Genomic DNA, 16774 nt, shown 5'->3' with positions numbered 1-16774 from the left:
GACGGACGTGCGGGTGGATGCCGCATCCATCCGCTTCGGCACGCGCGCCGTCCTCGACGAGGTGACCGCGGAGTTCCCTGCGGGCAGCCGCACCATAGTGTTCGGGCCGTCGGGGTCGGGCAAGTCGACGCTGCTCGACGTGCTCTCGGGGGTCGTGCCGCACTCGGTCACGGCCACGATGCACGGTCGCGCGACGGTCGGCGGGGTCGACACCGAGTCAAAGACCGTCGTCGAGCTGGCGCGCACCGTCGGCGCGCTCGCGCAGGACCCCGACGCGCAGCTGTGCATGGTCGACGTGGACGCCGAGGTCGCGTTCGGGCTCGAGAACCACGGCGTACCGCGCGACGAGATGGACGCCCGGATCACGGCTGCGCTGGAAGTGGTGGATGCCGCAGACCTGCGCGGCCGCGGCATCCACTCCCTCTCCGGAGGGCAGCGTCAGCGCGTGGCTCTCGCGGCCGTTCTCGCGTCCGAGCCCGGCGTGCTGCTGCTCGACGAGCCGACCTCGATGCTCGACGCCGATGGGGTCATCGCGGTGCGTGCGGCCATCGATGCCGCTGTCGCTGCGACCGAAGCGACGACGGTGCTCGTCGAGCATCGTCTCGACGATCTGGCCGATGCCGGGGCGATGCCCGAGCGCGCCGTCGTCCTTGACGACCGAGGGCGAGTCGCGGCGAGCGGCGACACCGCTGCGGTCCTGGCTGAGCATGCGGCACGGCTGCGCGACGCGGGCTGCTGGCTGCCGCTCGATGCCGAACTGCATGCGGTCACGGGAGTGCCGGGCGCGCTCGACGCCGCGGCGAATCGGGCCTTCGTCGATTCCCTTTCGCAGGCAGCGCCGGGTATGCCGCCCGAACGCGGCGCCGTCGTCTTGGAGGCACACCGCCTGAGCGTGGGCGCCTCCGAGCCGGTGCTCGATGACGTGTCGCTCGAGCTGCGCGCGGGCGAGGTCGTCGTGCTGCTGGGCCGCAACGGCGCCGGCAAGTCGACGCTGCTGCGCACGTTGGCAGGGCTGCAACAGTGCCTCGGCGGCGCGGTGACCGGCTACGGCGTCCGGCGGGGCGCCGGCATGGTCTTTCAGAATCCCGAGCATCAGTTCGTCGGGCGCACGGTGGCCGACGAGGTCGCGCACGGGCTCGCTGCGTCGGCGCCGCGACGCGGGAGGCATCGGCGTGGGGACGCCGGCATCGCCGCACGCGTCGAGCAGGCGCTGGACGCGCATCGTCTCACGCATGTGCGGGGCAGCAGCCCGTACCGTCTCTCGGGCGGTGAGAAGCGGCGCCTGAGCCTCGCGGCGATGCTCGCCCACGACCGCCCGATCCTCATCGCGGACGAGCCCACGTTCGGGCTCGACCGTCGAGACGCGCTGCGGGCCGCACGTCAGCTGCGGGTCGCCGCCGACGACGGACGCGCCGTGCTCGCGGCATCCCACGACCTCCGCTCGCTGGCCGCGGTCGCCGACCGCGCGATAGTGATCGACGAGGGCCGGGTCATTCGTGACGGTGACCTCGCCGACGTGCTGCGCGAAGGCGCTCTGCTGCGCCGCGCCGGCGTGCGCGTTCCGCGGCTGGTCGAGCATCTGCTGACGCGCTGCCGATCGACCGCCGAGCTGCACGCCGCGCTCGACGCCTACGACAGAGCGCCCTCACGATGAGCGCCGGCTCTCCGACCGACCTCCGGCGGCACCTGGTCGGCCCGCTTGCGCAGCGCAATCCGAGTGTGAAGCTCGCGCTGCTGTTCGCCGTCTCGCTCGTGCTGCTGTTCGTGTTCGATGTGCCCACGCTCGCCGCGCTCTACGTGGTGGCCGTCGCGGCCGTCCTGGCGGCGCGGGCCGTCCCGCCGCGCACGCTCGCGCTCGGGCACGTGCCGTTCATCGCGTTCGCGTTGGGACTGTTCGTCGCGAACATGCTCACGCGGCCGGGGACGGTGCTCTGGCAGGCGGGTCTCCTCCGGGTCACGCAGGAGGGCCTCGACGTTGGACTGGCGTTGGCCCTGCGCACGCTGGCGACCGGCGTCCTGTCGATCGCCTTCATCGTGTCGACCGACCCTGTGGCGCTCATGACGAGCGCACACCAGCATCTGCGTCTCGACATCCGCGTCGCCAGCGCCCTGCTCGCCGGCTACCGCATGCTGCAGACGATGGGCGCCGAGTGGCAGACGATCCGCGCGGCGCACCTGGTGCGCGCACCGATCGGACGGAACGGGATGCCGCGGCTCGGCGCCGCCGGGCACCTCGCCGCGGCATCCGCCCTTCTCATCGGTTCCTTGCGTCGTGGCGAGCGTCTCGCGCGGGCGCTCGAGCAGCGCGGGCTGGGCCTTTCACCACGCACGATCTGGCGACCGGTCGCGCTCACGGCCCGGGACGCGCTCTTCGCAGGCGGCGTGCTCGCGGCGCTGGCCGCGGTGCTCGTCGCGTCGGCCAGCGCCGGCACGCTCACCGGCCCGGGTGCGCTGTTCGGGGCAGGGTGAACGCATTCTGGACGAGCGCCGGTCCGCGGCCAGCGCTCAGCGGATCGCGTGGTCGTGGATCGGCGACGACAGATGCGTGCCGTTCAGCTCGAGGTAGACCTGCCGCTCGGTGACCGACAGCGTCATCTCATTGCGCCGCTCGACGAGCCCCGCCGCCGCGTCGATGAACCCCGGATCGAAGCTGTGCACCGTGATCGCGTCGGCCTCGTGGATGGTCTTGCCCGCCCACTGCGCGATGACCTTCGCGGGGTCGCGATGTGTGTACACGGCGGTGCGGTCGGCGAGCTTACTGCCGAAGTGCAGGCGGGGGGCATCCGGTGCTCCCACTTCGATCCACGCCGTGACCCGACCGGTCAGGTCACGCACCAGCACGGCCGGCTCGTCGGTCGCCGAGATGCCCTCGCTGAACGCGATGCCCTCTTCATACTCGAGGCAGTACGCGAGAAGCCGCGTGATCATATAGGCGTCGGTCTCGGAGGGATGCCGCGCCAGGCGCAGCGTCAGCTCCTCATACACGCCGCGATCGACGTCGGCCAGTTGCACCTCGAAGGTGTGCATCGTCGCTCCGGTAGCCATCGCGATCGAGCCTACGCGTACTCCGTCTGCGGCCGGCGACGCCCTCACTCCGCGACGAGCACAGCCTGCGCGGCCTCGCTCTTCGTCTTGTGGTCGATCCACGCCGCCTCAGTCTCCAGCGCCGAGACGTTCTGCTGCGCTTCGGACAGGAGATCGCGATCGCGCAGGCCCGAGGCCGCCTGCACGACGACCTCCCACGCGGTATGCACGAACCCTGCCAGCCGCGCGAGCTCTGCGAGGTCGCTCAGCAGAGCGAGCGGACCGGGCTGCGCCGCCGCGAACGAGGCCGGCGCACCCTCGTCCGTGCCGCCGGGGTAGCGGTCTTCGCACGCGGCGGCGAGCGCATCGGCCCTCGCCCGCGACGCCTCGGCGAACGAACGAGACGTCAATGCGACGTCAGCCACGCCTGCGTGCGCGCGCGTCACCTGGTCGTATCCGTCGGCAAGCCTGCGCTCGGCGGTCACGAGGGCTGCGAGATAGTGCGGCAGCTGCATGTCACACCTCCTCCACCGGTGCCGACGCCGTCAGCAGCGGTGCCGGTGCGGGCCCATCGCCGTCGCGCACCTTCTGCAGCCGGATCGCCGCGACCTTGAACTCGGGCTGCTTCGAGACGGGATCCCACGCGGTCAGCGTGAGCTCGTTCGCCGCCGTGAGCGCATCGCCGCCGTAGTGCCACGGCGCGAACACGACACCGTCGCGCACATGCGACACCCGCGCCGGTGCCTCGATGGAGCCACGACGCGACGTGACGCGAACGATATCGCCCTCGTGGATGCCGCGGGCCGCGGCATCCACTTGCGACACTTCCACCCACATCGACGGCGCGGCCTCTTGCAGAGGCGCCGCGCGCTTGGTCTTCGTGCGGGTGTGGAAGTGGTAGACGGTGCGCCCGGTGGTCAGCCGCAGCGGGTACTCGTCGTCGGGGGTCTCGAAAGCCTCTTGATACGGCGCGGTCTTGAGCACCGCACGGCCGTCGGGGTGGTCGGCGAGGTACTGCGTGCGCGTGACCGGAGTGCCGGTCGTCAGATCGTGCCCGTAGGTCTCGCAGAAGTCGGCGTGCGTCGCGAAGCGTCCGTCGCCGTAGAGGCGTTCGGTGCCGTCGGGCGCCTGCGCGGTGACCGGCCACTGGATGCCGCCGACCTCGTGCAGCTGACCATAGGAGAGGCCCGTGTAGTCGCACAGGCGGCCTGCGCTGCACTCCTGCCAGCCGGCGAACGCGGCCTCGGGCGTGTTCCAGGCCGGCAGCGGGTGGCCGTCCTTGTCGTGCAGATCGAGCCGTCGCGCGTAGTCGATCCAGATGTCGAGATCGCTGCGCGCCTGCCCGGGCGGGTCGACGGCCTTCTCTTGCAGGTGCACGGTGCGGTCGACGTTGGTGTAGCTGCCGGTCTTCTCGGCCCACAGCGCGGTCGGCAGGACGACGTCGGCGAGCGCCGCGGTTTCGGTGAGGTAGCCGTCTGAGACCACGACGAAGCACTGGTCCCCCGCAAGCGTCGCCCGAATCCGCGCCAGATCGGGCATCGAGACCGCCGGATTCGTGCCGGCGATCCACAGGAAACCGATCGACCCTTCCTCGGCATACCGGAACAACGTCATCGCGTCGGTCGGCGGCTTCCAGTGCGGAATGACGAGCGGGTCGACGTTCCACAGCGTTGCGAGCTCGTCGACGTGGGCCGGATTCGACCAGTTGCGGAAGCCGGGCAACGCCGCCCCGCATCCGGCCTCGCGGTTGTTCTCGGCCGACGGTTGGCCGTTCATCTGAAGGATGCCGGCGCCTGGCCGCCCCACCATTCCCCGCAGCAGGTGCATGTTGTTCACTTGGCACGACGCCGCCGTCGCCTGGTGCGACTGGTAGAAACCCATCGAGCAGGTCGAGACCACGCGCTCGCTGGTCGCGAAGATCTCGGCGGCCTTCTTTATATCGGATGCCGCGACCCCGCAGATCTCCGCAGCCCATTCGGCCGTGGCATCCTTCGTCATCTTCTCGAGCTCGTCGAAGCCGATCGTGTGCGCGTCGACGTAGGTGCGGTCGACGGCACCGGCGGCGATGATCTCGTGGACGAGGGCGTTCATGAGGGCGAGGTTCGTGCCGTTGCGGATGGGCAGGTGCACCGTGGCGCGCTCGGCGACCTTGGTGCGCCGCGGGTCGACGCACACGAGCCGCGGGGGGTTGGGACCGTCGAGACGGTCGAGCATGCGACTCCAGAGCACGGTCTGCGTCTCGGCGACGTTGTGCCCGAAGAGGAAGATAGTGTCGCAGAGGTCGATGTCGGTGTACGAGCCGGGTTGCCCGTCGCTGCCGAACGACTCCTGGAACGCCGCCGACGCCGTCGCGGTGCACAAGCGGGTGTTGCCGTCCATGTGCGGCGTGCCGATGCCGGCCTTGCCGATGACGGCGAGCGTGTAGTACTCCTCGATCATCAGTTGACCCGAGGTGTAGAACCCGTGCGAGAGCGGACCCTTGGTCTCGAGCAGGGTGCGCGAGCGGTCGACGATCGCCGACATCGCGGTCTCCCAGTCGGTCTCGACGAGCTCGCCGTCGCGCCGGATCAGCGGCGCCGTGAGCCGGTCGTGCTGCTCGCCCTGCCAACCGTAGAGCCCCTTCGGGCCGAGCCGGCCGTGGTTCACGCGGTCTTCGGCGCGTCCGCGGATGCCCACCATCCGACCGCCGGCGACCGCGACCTCGACGCCGCAGCCGTTGCTGCACAGCAGGCACGCGCCGCGCACCCACTTCTCCACATCGTCGTGGCCGATGCCGTCGATGAGGTGCTCGTCCTGTCTCTGCGGCCACACCTCACCCGCCGCGAACGGGGTGCGCGCACCCCAGATGTCATTGATCCGATCGGTTCCGACCATCATGGCCCCCTCGCCTGGCGGGTCGTTGGCAAGCGCGTGACTCGGATCCCGCCGTCTGGGGGTCACGATACGTTCTCGGGGCGGCGGGCGCCAGGTGGTTGCGTTGCACAGAACGAGCCGAACACTGCCACGGCGGATAGGGTGGCGACGTGACAACGCCTGCACCGCCGAGCCCCGCCCCCGCGCCGCGTCCGGGCGCCGTCTATTTCATCGGGCGGGTCATCCTGCGACCGCTGTTCTGGCTGCTGTACCGGCCGCGCATCGTCGGCCGAGACAACGTGCCCGCCCGCGGGCCGGTGCTTCTGGTGAGCAACCACCTCGCGTCGCTCGACACTCTCATCATCCCGACCTCCGCCACCCGCCCGGTGCAGTTCCTCACCAAGTCGTCGTACTTCACCGGGCCCGGAGTCCTCGGCCGCGTCAAGCGCTGGTTCTTCACGTCGGTCGGCGGCGTGCCGGTGCACCGTGCGACCGGACGCGACGCACGCGCCGCGCTCGACGCCGGCAGCAGCATCCTTCGCGCTGGCAGCGTGTTCGCGGTGTTCCCGGAGGGCACCCGCTCACGCGACGGCCACCTGCACGAGGGGCATGGCGGCGCGGCGTGGATGGCCCGCAGCACGGGCGCCGCCGTTGTGCCGGTCGGACTGATCGGCACAAGTACCGCCAAGCCGCTCGGCCACCTGCTGCCGGGTCGACCGCGCCTGGAGGTGCGCTTCGGCGAGCCGCTCGACCTGTCCGATCTTGCCGACGTGCCCGATGGAAAGGCTCGCCGCGAGATCACCGAGCGCATGATGGCCGCCATCGCACGTCTGAGCGGCCAGGAGCGCTCCGGCAGCGTGAACGCGACGTCGCGAGACTGAGCAGCTCGGGAGCACCACCGAGCGGGGAGAACGGACCGGCCATGACCGAGCAGACGCTGGCGGAGATCGCCGCCAAGCTCTATGCCGGTTCGCCCGACGACTTCATCGCCACCCGAAACGCCCGGGCGAAGGATGCTGCCGACCCCGACCTTGCGCAGCAGATCCGCGCCCTGCGCAAGCCCTCGGTCGCCGCGTGGGTGGTGAACGTGTTCGCCCGCGAGCGCGCGCAGGCGCTCGCGCAGGCACTGGAACTCGCCGAAGAGCTTCGCGAAGCGCAGACCGACCTCGACGCGGCGGCGCTCACTCAGCTGAGCAAGCAGCGGCGCGCACTGACCGATCGCCTCGCGCAGGATGCCGCCGCGCTCGCCACCGCGCGCGGCGGTCGCGTCACGGCGTCGACGCTCGAGGCGGTGCAACAGACGATCAGCGCGGCGTTCTTCGATCGGGATGCCGCGACCGCCGTCGCCTCGGGGCGACTGGTCCGCGAGCTCGAGCCGTCCGGCTCGCTCGACCTCGCCGCCGCGCTCGGTGGCGGCGAGGTCGAGCCCGCACACGCCGCGGCTGTGCCGACCGACGAACTCAAGGCACGGCGCGAGCGGCACAAGGCAGAGCGCGCCGTGCACGATGCCGAGCAGGCGCTGTCGCGCGCGCAGCGCGAACAGAAGAGCACGGAGCGAGACCTCAGTGAGGCTCTCGCCCGCTACGACGAGCTCGACAGTCGTCAGAAGGAACTGGATGCCGAGCTGCGCCGTGTGCGCGATGAGGCGGCGGACCTGCACAGCCGAATGGGCCAGCTGGAGGAGCGCCGCTCGGCGGCGGACGAAAAGGTGGATGCCGCGGAGCAGGCTCTCGCGGCAGCCCAGGCTGCGCTGGAGAAGAACGCCCGCTGAGTGGTGCGGACGCGGCATCCATTGATACAGCCGACGGCGTTTCGCCACCCGCCCGGAGGACTCAGCCACGCGTGCTTCAGCGAGGGCGAATCCGTCCGCGCGTGAACGGAAGAGCCGGCGCCCGATAGACCAGCGCCGACGGGCCGCCCGGCTCGATCGCGAACTCCGACTGACCGAAACGCCACAGGCGGTTGAAGAGGAAGACGCCGATGGTCGCGGACTGGTCTGATGGAATCTGCCAAGTGCCGACGCCCCACTGCGCAGGGTGCCCACGCCCGCCGATGACGACCGTCGGCCGGACACCGAAATAGAGTGCGAACCACGGCTTGTGCAACGTCACCTCAATGCGGCGGACTGCCGCATCGCCGCTGCTCACTCAGACTCCGGTCGGCCGGCACGTGACATGGGTGCTCCTGTCGTTCTGTCCGTCCAGCGTGACCCGCCTCGTGGACGAGGTCAAACCGACGGTCTTTGAGGCAGCGCGACGAGCGTCACGTCGCGGATGTCGGAGCCGTCGATCACAGCCGTCATGAACGTGTGCTGCGGCTGCCGGCGCCGGTCGGTGGGCGAACCCGGGTTGAGCAGACGCAGCCCACCGGGTGTCGTCGTGTCCCACGGGATGTGGCTGTGCCCGAACACGAGCAGGTCGACATCGCCGAACTGCTCGTCCATGCGACGCTCGCGCGTCTTCGCGTCACCTGTCACGTGCACGACCGCCACGTCGACCTCTTCGATGCGCCGGCGCGCGATCTCGGGCAGCCGGCGGCGGAGTTCTGGTCCGTCGTTGTTGCCCCACACGCCGAGCACGTCGCCGTGGGCGCAGAGTTCGTCGAGGACGGATGCCGCCACCCAATCTCCGGCGTGGATGATGACATCCGCTTCATCGGCCGCCCGCAGCACGGCGGGCGGCAGCACCCGCGCACGCTTGGGGATGTGCGTGTCGGCAAGAAGCACGAGCCGCGTCGTCATGAAACGACCGTAGCGCCCGGTGGTCTGCGTCGTGCACAGTGCTGGGGATCTCGACAGCCGTCGGTCATGATGGTGGGGAGCGAAAGGCCGACGGTGAGCCAAGGGCGAGCGGCAAGATCCCCGCGGATGACGTGGTCGCGGGGTGTCACGACCCTCGTCGAGAGCGCGATCCTCCTCACGAGCGTCGCTTATGTCGTCCTCGGCCAACTCTGGACCCTACTGCTGTGGGAATCGATCACCCTGGCGTACCTCATCGGTGTGCTGGTGGTGGCGTGGAACGGACAGCGAGATCAAGAAGCCCCCGCCGTCATCCGAGAGGTCGCACGCTGGTCGTGGCTTCTCCCCCTGGCGGCCAGCGTGACCGGCGGCTACTCCGCGGTCGTCGCACTCGTGACACAGGCGCACGGCGGCACCCCGTTGCCTATCGCAGTCGCCGCTTCGATAGGTGTGGTGCTGTCCTGGGCGCTCTTGCAAGTGGGCTTCGCATACAACTACTGGGCAGTAGACGAAGCCGGGCAGCGAGGTGGGGTTACATTCCCCGGCAAGAGGAAACCCACTCTCATCGACTATTTCTACTTCTCCTTCACCATCGGTGCGTCCTTCGCGACCTCAGACGCCCAGGTGCTGAGTCTTCGCGTCCGGCGCGTCGTCCTGCTGCACAGCATCCTGAGCTTCTTCTACAACGCGCTCGTCGTCGCCATCGCCTTCCAGGTTCTGCAACAGACCATCCGCACTTAAGGCTGTCGCGACGGCGGAGCGTCGCGGCGGCCCCTGCCCCAATGCTGCTTCGAGCTCAGCGGCACCTGCAGCAACCTCGACTGCAGCCTGTTCGGCTGAGCTCGCACCGAAGAACCCCGCCATCTCGACAGCGATGGGGTTCTCCCGATTCCGGTCATTGCACTGACATCCGCCGGATCACCGAGGCGTATGAGTCGAGGGCCCCGAAGATGCCGCGGTGCTGCCAGACGCGGCCGCGGCTCTTCCCCGTGGTCTCGGTGAGCACGTCCCGGTCCGTCAGCGCGTCCAGCGCGCGCAGCGCGGCCATCTCGCCGAGACCGAGCGCGCTCTTCAGGTACTTCACGCTCACCGCAGGCTGACCGACGAGAGTGGGCAAGATCTTCCACGCCGCGGCATCGGCACGGATGCCGGCCATCTTCTCGCGCGACTCTTCGAGCTGCTCTACGAGGTCGTCGACGAGCTGCGTTCCCGTGGTCGCCGCGATCCGGCTCGCGTTGGCGAAGTCGCGGATGATCGGGCCGGCGTCGCCCTCTCTGAAGGAGCTGAGCGCGTCGAAGTAGCGGTGGACGTCCACGAGGAGGCCGGCCGAGATCGGTACGGCGGTGGAGCCGACGAGACCCTTGTTGCGGAGGATCGACTGCGCGAGCGCTCGGCCGGTCCGGCCGTTGCCGTCCGGGAACGGGTGGATCGTCTCGAACTGAGCGTGGGCGACGGCCACCTGGACGAGCACGGGAACATCCTGGCACTTCACGAAGTTCACGAGGTCCTCGATCGCACCGAAGATCCGGTCGTGATGCGGGGCGACGAAGTCGGCCAGTCGAGGACCGGCTTCACCCCGACCGATCCAGACCTGCTCCTGGCGGTACCGGCCGGCTTCCTCGGGCGGGAAGCCGGTTTGGTGGAGCATCAGCGCCTTGTGCATCGCGAGGATGGAGTCCTCGCTGATGTCGTCGGCGAGAGCCAGGGCGGCTTCCATAGCGCGCACGTTGCCGAGGACGGTGAGCGCGTTCTGCTTGTCGCCCTCGTCGATCTCCGCGAGGGCGAGCTGCTTGGCCGACGTAGTCAGCTGCTCGATCTGTGACGACGACGCCGACTCCGTGCGAAGCAGGATCGCGGTCGTCGGTCCGAGCGCAGGGTTGTCGGTGCCCAGCTTCTTCTGCGCGTGCTGGTCGAACTCAATCAGCCGGCGGGTGGCATCCTCGACGTCGGCGGAGTCTTCGCTCGAGACGACCGGCGACCACGCGGCGATGGGCGGCGTGATCGCGGCATCGTACGGCCCGGTCTGGCGCGCCACCTCGGCCCGCGAGTGCATCTCCGGCGCACGCGGCTTCCAGTCGAACGTCTCGTACGTCACCGCATCGATCGGAACGAGACCCTCGGTAGGCGTGGGCATGGGACCATCTTACCAACATTTAATTTAATAAGTGTTGGTAATGCGGTTCTCAACGCACGTGTGAGGTTTCGAGACGCCCCATTGGGCGGGGTGCCCACGCCCGCCGATGACGACCGTCGGCCTGACGCCGAAATGGAGCGCGAACCACGGCTTGTGCAACGTCACCTCGATGCGGCGGACTGCCGCATCGCCTCAGCGTACAGCCGCGCGGCACCGGCGGCATCGCTTAGGGTTCCGGTCGGTGGGAGGTAAGGGCGTTGGAGACCGCGGCGATGACGCGACGTTTTCGGGCGGACGGTGTGGTGGAGTCGCCGAGGAACTGGAATGTGGCGGCGACAGCGCCCATGAAGGCGCCGACGAGGGCAGCAAGTTCGGCCTCGTCGACTTCCGGGTATGCGTCATGGAGTGCCGCAGTGATCTTCTGCTGCGCTTCGAGTTGGAGTCGGAGGGCTCGTGCTTGGATCGCGGGGACATGGGGCATGAGCATCTGTCGTAGCTGTGAGCTCGGGTTGGTCGCCTCAGCGTCGATCTGTGGGCTGGCCAGGCTGCGCAGCAGGACTTCCGTTGGCAACTCACCCGCCTTGCGCGTGTCGATGGCGCTCAGAGCTGAGGTGACTCGGGGGTCGGTGTCAGAGAACAAGAGCTGCTCTTTGGTCTCGAAGTATGCGAAGAAGGTTCGTGTGCCGATGTCGGCGGCTGCAGCGATGTCGGCGACGGTCGTCTCGTCGTAGCCGCGCTCTTCGAACAGGCGTCGACCGGTCTCCATCAGCAGTTCACGCGTGCGCTGGCGCTTGCGCTCCCGCAGAGGAAGGCGCGCGTGCTCGTCCATGCCCATGAGCAAATTTTACACACTTGCTGTCAATCCGCAGTGACTGCATATCCGCAGTTGAAGCGAATCGACATTGACTGCATACTGTGGGGATGACGAAGAAGAGTGCTCTGATCTCTGGATCGGGGATCGCTGGCGCGACTGCGGCGTACTGGCTGGCTCGCTCGGGCTGGAATGTGACGGTGGTCGAGAAGGCGGATGCGGTCCGTTCCAGCGGGAACCCGATCGATGTGCGGGGTGATGCGGCAGCCGTGGTACGCGAGATGGGTGTGTGGCCGAGGCTGCGGGCTGCGGCGACCCGTGTGGACCGGCTCGAAGTGGTCGATTCTGGCGGAGGCGCCCGCGTCACCATCGACACACGACAGACAGCAGATCTCGAACAGGAGGTCGAGGTTCCGCGTGCCGACCTCGCTGCCGCCCTGCTCGCTGCGGCTCGCGATGAAGCGGAGGTGATCGTCGGTGACGTCATCACTGGGCTCGAACAAGACCGTCACGGCATCGATGCCACATTCAACACGGGGGCGCCGGGTCGGTTCGACCTGGTGATCGGTGCGGATGGCCTGCACTCAGGAGTGCGTCGCATCGCCTTCGGGCCGGAGAGCGACTTCGCATCGCCGTTCGGCATGTTCGTCGGAACGATGCACACGAGAATCGCCTCAGGAGACCCACGTGCTCTGCAGCTGTTCAACCGACCCGGGGTGTCTCTTTCGATTCACCCAGGCGCCGGCAGCCCTCTCGCTGCGTTCATTTTTCGAAGTGACAGAGTCTACGACCGGCATGATCCCGAGGCGCACAAGCGCCTGGTACGAGACGCTTACACGGGACAGGGGTGGGTCAGCGACCAGGCGGTGGCCGAGTGGCTGGCGACAGACGACGTCTACTTCGACGCCGTCACCCGGATCGCCATGCCGGCCTGGACCGCGGGCCGCATCACTCTGCTCGGGGATGCCGCCGACTGCATCAGCCTTCTCGGCGAAGGTTCGAGCAACGCCATCGTCGCGGCGAAGACGCTTGCAGACGCGATCGCCAAGCACCCCTCTGATGTCCCGTCGGCTCTGTCGGCGTATGAACGGCGCCATCGTGCCCGGGTACGTGCCTTCCACCGCCGAGCCCGCCGCAACTCGCACTGGCTGGTCCCCACCACCTCTCCCGGTATTGCGTTCCGCAACGCAAGCATGCGGGTGGCGACCATGTTCCAGGCGGTCAGGAAATAGGCAAAGGCCCCTACGCGTGCACCAGGCTTTACGTCGCGTCCAGCGCGCCGCTGGTCACCGTGTTGGCGATGGCCTCCCGCCCGCAACGCGCCGGCAGATCCACGCCGCAGCAGTACGCGCGGAAGAGGACCATCACTGGAGATGACTGCGTCCCTGGGCTGGGGGCTCGGCCGAACCTATCGAAAGCCAGGCATCACCAACGAACACAACATTCCGAAATCACGCGGCGAACGAGCGTCGGTGACTGAACACCGGATCCATACATGTCGGCGGCACAGAGACAACTGAACGCCGGGAATCCGCACCGCGGACGCACCACGAGCTCCTCGGAGAAAGCAGAAAACCCCTGTTTCACCAGGGGTTTTCTATGGCGGTGACGGTGGGATTTGAACCCACGGTAGGGGGTTACCCTACACAACTTTTCGAGAGTTGCACCTTCGGCCGCTCGGACACGTCACCGCCGACAAGTGTACGTGAGATTTCAACCGGTCGCGAACCAGCACCTGTGCATCCGCCGACAACTAGTTGCCTGTGGCAACTACCTCTTCTAGACTGAAATCATGTCGACACCGGCATCCACCGCCATCCTGACGGCCCTCACGCACCTGATGACCCAATGGTCGTCCCCCCGCGTGCAGTCACAGTACGCGGAAGCTGCCGGCGTCAACATCGATTCGGGCGACATCGCGATCGTCTACACGCTCGGCATGCAGGGCAATCTCCGTTCCAGCGCCCTCGCCGACCGCCTGCGGCTCACGCGACCCACGATGAGCAAGCAGTTGCACCGGCTCGAGTCGACGGGACTCATCGTGCGCCGCCCGGATCCCGAAGACGGGCGCGCATCGTTCATCGATCTCTCCGAGGCCGGGCGCGCCGCCTACGGCGCCCTGGTCTCGCGCGGAATCGCGGCCATCGAGACAGCGATCGGCGACTGGAGTCCCGACGATCGCGAACACTTCGCCGAGCTCGCCCGACGTTTCGTCACGAGCGTCGGCGTCGACATCCCCGATACCTCACAGAAGGAGGAATGAGCCATGGCTCGCACCTACGTCGTCACCGGATCCGCGTCCGGAATCGGCGCCACCACCGCACAGATTCTGCGTGACCGAGGCGAGAAGGTGATCGGCATCGACCTGCGCAATGCGGATGTCGAGGCCGACCTGTCCACCGTTCAAGGGCGAGTGGATGCCGCAGCCCGGGCCACGAAGCTGGCCAACGGCACCATCGACGCGGTGATCGCCTGCGCCGGCATCTCGGCCCCTGTTCCCGCGACGATCTCCGTCAACTACTTCGGCGTGGTCGAACTGCTGGACGGCTTGCTGCCGGCACTGAAGACCTCCGACGCGCCGCGCGTCGCTGTCGTATCGTCGATGGCATCGCTTCAGCCGAACTCCCCCGAGATGGTCGAGGCGGCTCTCGCCGGCGACGAGTCCACCGCCCGCGAGATCGCCCAGAACCTCGCCGACCAGGACCCGCAGATCGGCTACCTGGCCTACCCGTCGAGCAAGCGCGCGCTCAGCCGCTGGGTGCGTCGCGCCTCGATCTCTGACGACTACGCCGGCAACGGCATCCCGCTCAACGCCGTCGCCCCCGGCACGGTTCTCACCCCGATGACAGCCGAACTCCTTTCGACGCCCGAGGGCGCGAAGATGGTCGACGCCAACGTTCCGATGCCGCTGAACTACCACCAGCCGCCCGAGTCGATCGCGAACCTGCTCATCTGGCTGACGAGCGTCGAGAACACACACCTGGCCGGCCAGGTCATCTACGACGACGGCGGTGCCGACGCCACCTTGCGCGGCGACGACATCTGGTCGTGGAACGACCCGAAGTGAGCTAGCGCCTCACCACGCCGCGGCGACCGCCGCGTGCGTGCGCAGAATGTCATCGGTCGTGCCCTCCGGGGCGCGGCCGATGCCGCATTCGGTGGCGACGCCGAACACCGGCACGTGCTTGCGCGCGACGTCGATGCGGCGTTGCGCGCCCTCTGCCCCGTCCTCACGGTGCACGAGCCCGAGGTACAGCTCGGCGTCGCCGATCTGCAGGCCGTCGAGCGGAACGAAGTAGGCGTCGTCGTCGCGTTCGATCGGCACCGGCAGATGGATCCAGTCGATCCCACGGGTGGATGCCGCAACGAGCATATTCGCGAAGCGGACGAGGTTCGCGGCATCCTTCGGCTCCACGAAGTGCTTCTCGGCGACGTCGCCGTAGCAGAGATGGAAGCCGACCTCCACGTCGGCGGGCACCCGGTCGGCCTGTTCCGCCGAGCGCGCGGCGAGGCCCTCCCAGGCGTCGCCTTCCCACCACGGCTTCGCGCTGACGCCCTCGATCATGCCGAACTCCACGGCGTTGTCCCACTGGATCGCAAGATCCTCGTGCGGGATCGCCGCGAGGATCTCATCCAGCTCGCGGTACATCGCCGACCGATACACCGGCTCGATAGCGGCGCGCTGATCCTCGGGGAAGAACGCCCCGACCACCGCCAGCGGCGTGGGTAGCGACACCTGGAAACGTGTGCCTTCGGGTACCACGCCCTCGTCGCGCAGCCGGCGGAACACCGCATACGACTCTTCGGCGGCCGCCGCATATCCCAGAGGCGGGAACTTGATGGAGGCCGGGTCGACGCCGTCGGTGACCCGCAGCGGGCGTGCGTCGAGCATGCGCAACATTCGCGGCTCGTCCCCCACGCGCTCGACGCCCTCGGCCTGGCCGAGCACGTCGGGCTGGAACATGATCCAGTGGAACCGCGGCCCGCATTCCCCGTCTGGAATACGCTTCAGCCGATCGCCGAGAATGCCTGCCGCCCGGCGAATCGTCGTCTCGGCGTCGTCGAAGTTCACGCTTCCGACGAGGTGCGCGCCCTGCGGCTGAGTCATGATCGTGCCTGTCTTTCGAAGGGTGGATGCCGCACCCCACGGTACTCGCTCGAAAGACCCTGGCCCGCAGCATCCACCCCCTGCCAGACTGGGCCCATGAGCGTCATCGAGAACTCGAAACTGACCGTCGTCGGCGCAGGCAGTGTGGGGTCGAGCACGGCGTATGCCGCGCTGATCCGCGGGTCGGCACGACACGTCGCGTTGTACGACATCGCGACCGAGCGGGCCGAGGCCGAGGTACTCGACCTCGCGCACGGCACGCAGTTCACCGGTTCCAGCGACATCATCGGTGGCAGTGACATCTCGGTCGTCGAGGGCTCGCACGTCGTGGTGATCACGGCGGGGGCCAAGCAGAACCCCGGTCAGACGCGCATCGAGCTGGCCGGCGTCAACGCGAACATCATGAAGACGATGATGCCGCAACTGCTCGAGGTCGCCCCCGACGCCATCTACGTCATCGTGACGAACCCGTGCGACGTGCTCACGGTGCTCGCGCAAGAGGCGACCGGGCTCCCGCCCGAGCGCCTCTTCGCCTCGGGTACGGTGCTCGACACCTCGCGCCTGCGCTGGCTGCTCGGCCGGCGCGCGGGCGTGTCGACTTCGAGCGTGCACGCGTACATCGTCGGCGAGCACGGCGACACCGAGTTCCCGCTGTGGTCGCGCGCGACGATCGGCACGGTGCCGATCCTCGATTGGCAGACCGAGGGCCACCCGCCGATGACGGTCGAAGAGCTCGACGAGATCGCCGTGGACGTACGGGATGCCGCGTACAAGGTCATCCAGGGCAAGGGCGCGACGAACTACGCGATCGGGCTGTCGAGCGCGCGCATCGTCGAAGCGATCCTCGGTGACGAGCACGCCGTGATGCCGGTCTCGCCCGTGCTCGACGACTTCCACGGTGTGAGCGGAGTGGCGCTGTCGGTGCCGTCGATCGTGAGCGCCTCGGGCGCGGTGCCGATCCGCGAGACGACGTTCGACGAGCACGAGCTCGCGCTGTTCCACCGCTCGGCCGACGCGCTGCGCTCGGTCGCCGTCGAGCTGCGCTGAGCCGCGGCACGCACCACCGCTACCTCTCGCGTCGCCACCGCGCCACCTTCGCCGAGAGAA

General features: G+C 68.5%; 17 protein-coding genes and 1 tRNA gene. 9 read left to right on the top strand and 9 right to left on the bottom strand.

The window, feature by feature from the left end; translation table 11 throughout:
• The first annotated feature begins 13 nt into the window (after nucleotides 1-13).
• Entirely contained in the window at nucleotides 14-1654 is a 1641-nt protein-coding gene (locus PU630_RS01435) for an ABC transporter ATP-binding protein (protein ID WP_275278574.1), read from the top strand.
• Entirely contained in the window at nucleotides 1651-2469 is an 819-nt protein-coding gene (locus tag PU630_RS01430; protein WP_275278573.1) for an energy-coupling factor transporter transmembrane component T family protein, read from the top strand. The genes PU630_RS01435 and PU630_RS01430 overlap by 4 nt, the downstream gene beginning before the upstream one ends.
• A gap of 36 nt (nucleotides 2470-2505) precedes the next feature.
• Here the strand turns inward: PU630_RS01430 and PU630_RS01425 are convergent, their stop codons facing one another.
• The 3 genes from PU630_RS01425 to PU630_RS01415 are packed head-to-tail and all read right to left on the bottom strand — an operon-like array spanning nucleotide 2506 to nucleotide 5898.
• A complete protein-coding gene (locus tag PU630_RS01425) occupies nucleotides 2506-3045 on the bottom strand; it encodes a YaeQ family protein (RefSeq protein ID WP_275278572.1) in 540 nt (179 codons plus the stop codon).
• Nucleotides 3046-3089: 44 nt separating this feature from the next.
• On the bottom strand, nucleotides 3090-3539 hold the full coding sequence (locus PU630_RS01420; protein WP_275278571.1) for a hypothetical protein: 450 nt from the start codon (nucleotides 3537-3539) through the stop codon (nucleotides 3090-3092).
• A 1-nt stretch (nucleotide 3540) separates the two neighbouring features.
• On the bottom strand, nucleotides 3541-5898 hold the full coding sequence (locus PU630_RS01415; RefSeq protein WP_275280147.1) for a molybdopterin oxidoreductase family protein: 2358 nt from the start codon (nucleotides 5896-5898) through the stop codon (nucleotides 3541-3543).
• A 149-nt stretch (nucleotides 5899-6047) separates the two neighbouring features.
• On the opposite strand from PU630_RS01415, the gene PU630_RS01410 reads away from it, so the two are divergent.
• Both PU630_RS01410 and PU630_RS01405 read left to right on the top strand, forming a co-directional pair.
• Complete coding sequence (locus PU630_RS01410; protein WP_275278570.1) at nucleotides 6048-6758, top strand: lysophospholipid acyltransferase family protein; 711 nt, start codon at nucleotides 6048-6050, stop codon at nucleotides 6756-6758.
• A 41-nt stretch (nucleotides 6759-6799) separates the two neighbouring features.
• Nucleotides 6800-7648, top strand: a complete 849-nt coding sequence (locus tag PU630_RS01405) for a transposase (protein WP_275278569.1) — start codon at nucleotides 6800-6802, stop codon at nucleotides 7646-7648.
• Between the two features lie 76 nt (nucleotides 7649-7724).
• On the opposite strand, the gene PU630_RS01400 is transcribed toward PU630_RS01405, so the two are convergent.
• Nucleotides 7725-8024, bottom strand: coding sequence for a hypothetical protein (locus PU630_RS01400; protein ID WP_275278568.1), 300 nt, complete (start codon nucleotides 8022-8024; stop codon nucleotides 7725-7727).
• An 80-nt stretch (nucleotides 8025-8104) separates the two neighbouring features.
• Nucleotides 8105-8617: a metallophosphoesterase family protein gene (locus tag PU630_RS01395; RefSeq protein ID WP_275278567.1), complete on the bottom strand. Its 513-nt coding sequence runs from the start codon at nucleotides 8615-8617 to the stop codon at nucleotides 8105-8107.
• A 126-nt stretch (nucleotides 8618-8743) separates the two neighbouring features.
• On the opposite strand from PU630_RS01395, the gene PU630_RS01390 reads away from it, so the two are divergent.
• Nucleotides 8744-9355 carry a DUF1345 domain-containing protein gene (locus PU630_RS01390; RefSeq protein WP_275278566.1) on the top strand — a complete coding sequence of 204 codons (612 nt, stop codon included), beginning with the start codon at nucleotides 8744-8746 and terminating at the stop codon, nucleotides 9353-9355.
• A 154-nt stretch (nucleotides 9356-9509) separates the two neighbouring features.
• Here PU630_RS01390 and PU630_RS01385 read toward each other — a convergent pair whose 3' ends face one another.
• Together PU630_RS01385 and PU630_RS01380 are read right to left on the bottom strand one after the other, a co-directional pair.
• Nucleotides 9510-10748 (bottom strand): Fic family protein, encoded by a 1239-nt coding sequence (locus PU630_RS01385; protein WP_275278565.1) that lies wholly within the window; start codon nucleotides 10746-10748, stop codon nucleotides 9510-9512.
• A 226-nt stretch (nucleotides 10749-10974) separates the two neighbouring features.
• Nucleotides 10975-11583, bottom strand: a complete 609-nt coding sequence (locus PU630_RS01380; protein ID WP_275278564.1) for a TetR/AcrR family transcriptional regulator — start codon at nucleotides 11581-11583, stop codon at nucleotides 10975-10977.
• Nucleotides 11584-11669: 86 nt separating this feature from the next.
• Between PU630_RS01380 and PU630_RS01375 the strand changes: the two genes are divergently transcribed.
• On the top strand, nucleotides 11670-12791 hold the full coding sequence (locus PU630_RS01375) for an FAD-dependent oxidoreductase (RefSeq protein ID WP_275278563.1): 1122 nt from the start codon (nucleotides 11670-11672) through the stop codon (nucleotides 12789-12791).
• Between the two features lie 368 nt (nucleotides 12792-13159).
• Here PU630_RS01375 and PU630_RS01370 read toward each other — a convergent pair.
• A tRNA-Ser gene (locus PU630_RS01370) sits at nucleotides 13160-13250 on the bottom strand.
• Between the two features lie 101 nt (nucleotides 13251-13351).
• On the opposite strand from PU630_RS01370, the gene PU630_RS01365 reads away from it, so the two are divergent.
• Both PU630_RS01365 and PU630_RS01360 read left to right on the top strand, forming a co-directional pair.
• Nucleotides 13352-13822, top strand: a complete 471-nt coding sequence (locus PU630_RS01365) for a MarR family winged helix-turn-helix transcriptional regulator (RefSeq protein WP_275278562.1) — start codon at nucleotides 13352-13354, stop codon at nucleotides 13820-13822.
• Between the two features lie 3 nt (nucleotides 13823-13825).
• On the top strand, nucleotides 13826-14626 hold the full coding sequence (locus tag PU630_RS01360; RefSeq protein ID WP_275278561.1) for an SDR family NAD(P)-dependent oxidoreductase: 801 nt from the start codon (nucleotides 13826-13828) through the stop codon (nucleotides 14624-14626).
• Between the two features lie 9 nt (nucleotides 14627-14635).
• On the opposite strand, the gene PU630_RS01355 is transcribed toward PU630_RS01360, so the two are convergent.
• Nucleotides 14636-15667, bottom strand: a complete 1032-nt coding sequence (locus PU630_RS01355) for a hypothetical protein (protein ID WP_275278560.1) — start codon at nucleotides 15665-15667, stop codon at nucleotides 14636-14638.
• Between the two features lie 96 nt (nucleotides 15668-15763).
• Between PU630_RS01355 and PU630_RS01350 the strand changes: the two genes are divergently transcribed.
• Nucleotides 15764-16714 (top strand): L-lactate dehydrogenase, encoded by a 951-nt coding sequence (locus PU630_RS01350; protein ID WP_275278559.1) that lies wholly within the window; start codon nucleotides 15764-15766, stop codon nucleotides 16712-16714.
• Nucleotides 16715-16774 lie beyond the last annotated feature (60 nt).

It is taken from the genome of Microbacterium horticulturae, from assembly GCF_029094505.1.
GTDB classification, from domain to species: Bacteria; Actinomycetota; Actinomycetes; order Actinomycetales; family Microbacteriaceae; genus Microbacterium; species Microbacterium horticulturae.
This window is presented reverse-complemented; position numbering and strand designations above follow the sequence as displayed.

Excerpts from the sequence above, each read along its gene's own strand:
- PU630_RS01430 (WP_275278573.1), top strand. The coding sequence starts at position 1,651 with ATGAGCGCCGGCTCTCCGACCGACCTCCGGCGGCACCTGGTCGGCCCG.
- PU630_RS01425 (WP_275278572.1), bottom strand. The coding sequence starts at position 3,045 with ATGGCTACCGGAGCGACGATGCACACCTTCGAGGTGCAACTGGCCGAC.
- PU630_RS01420 (WP_275278571.1), bottom strand. The coding sequence starts at position 3,539 with ATGCAGCTGCCGCACTATCTCGCAGCCCTCGTGACCGCCGAGCGCAGG.
- PU630_RS01415 (WP_275280147.1), bottom strand. The coding sequence starts at position 5,898 with ATGGTCGGAACCGATCGGATCAATGACATCTGGGGTGCGCGCACCCCG.
- PU630_RS01405 (WP_275278569.1), top strand. The coding sequence starts at position 6,800 with ATGACCGAGCAGACGCTGGCGGAGATCGCCGCCAAGCTCTATGCCGGT.
- PU630_RS01395 (WP_275278567.1), bottom strand. The coding sequence starts at position 8,617 with ATGACGACGCGGCTCGTGCTTCTTGCCGACACGCACATCCCCAAGCGT.
- PU630_RS01390 (WP_275278566.1), top strand. The coding sequence starts at position 8,744 with ATGACGTGGTCGCGGGGTGTCACGACCCTCGTCGAGAGCGCGATCCTC.
- PU630_RS01385 (WP_275278565.1), bottom strand. The coding sequence starts at position 10,748 with ATGCCCACGCCTACCGAGGGTCTCGTTCCGATCGATGCGGTGACGTAC.
- PU630_RS01380 (WP_275278564.1), bottom strand. The coding sequence starts at position 11,583 with ATGGGCATGGACGAGCACGCGCGCCTTCCTCTGCGGGAGCGCAAGCGC.
- PU630_RS01375 (WP_275278563.1), top strand. The coding sequence starts at position 11,670 with ATGACGAAGAAGAGTGCTCTGATCTCTGGATCGGGGATCGCTGGCGCG.
- PU630_RS01365 (WP_275278562.1), top strand. The coding sequence starts at position 13,352 with ATGTCGACACCGGCATCCACCGCCATCCTGACGGCCCTCACGCACCTG.
- PU630_RS01360 (WP_275278561.1), top strand. The coding sequence starts at position 13,826 with ATGGCTCGCACCTACGTCGTCACCGGATCCGCGTCCGGAATCGGCGCC.
- PU630_RS01355 (WP_275278560.1), bottom strand. The coding sequence starts at position 15,667 with ATGACTCAGCCGCAGGGCGCGCACCTCGTCGGAAGCGTGAACTTCGAC.
- PU630_RS01350 (WP_275278559.1), top strand. The coding sequence starts at position 15,764 with ATGAGCGTCATCGAGAACTCGAAACTGACCGTCGTCGGCGCAGGCAGT.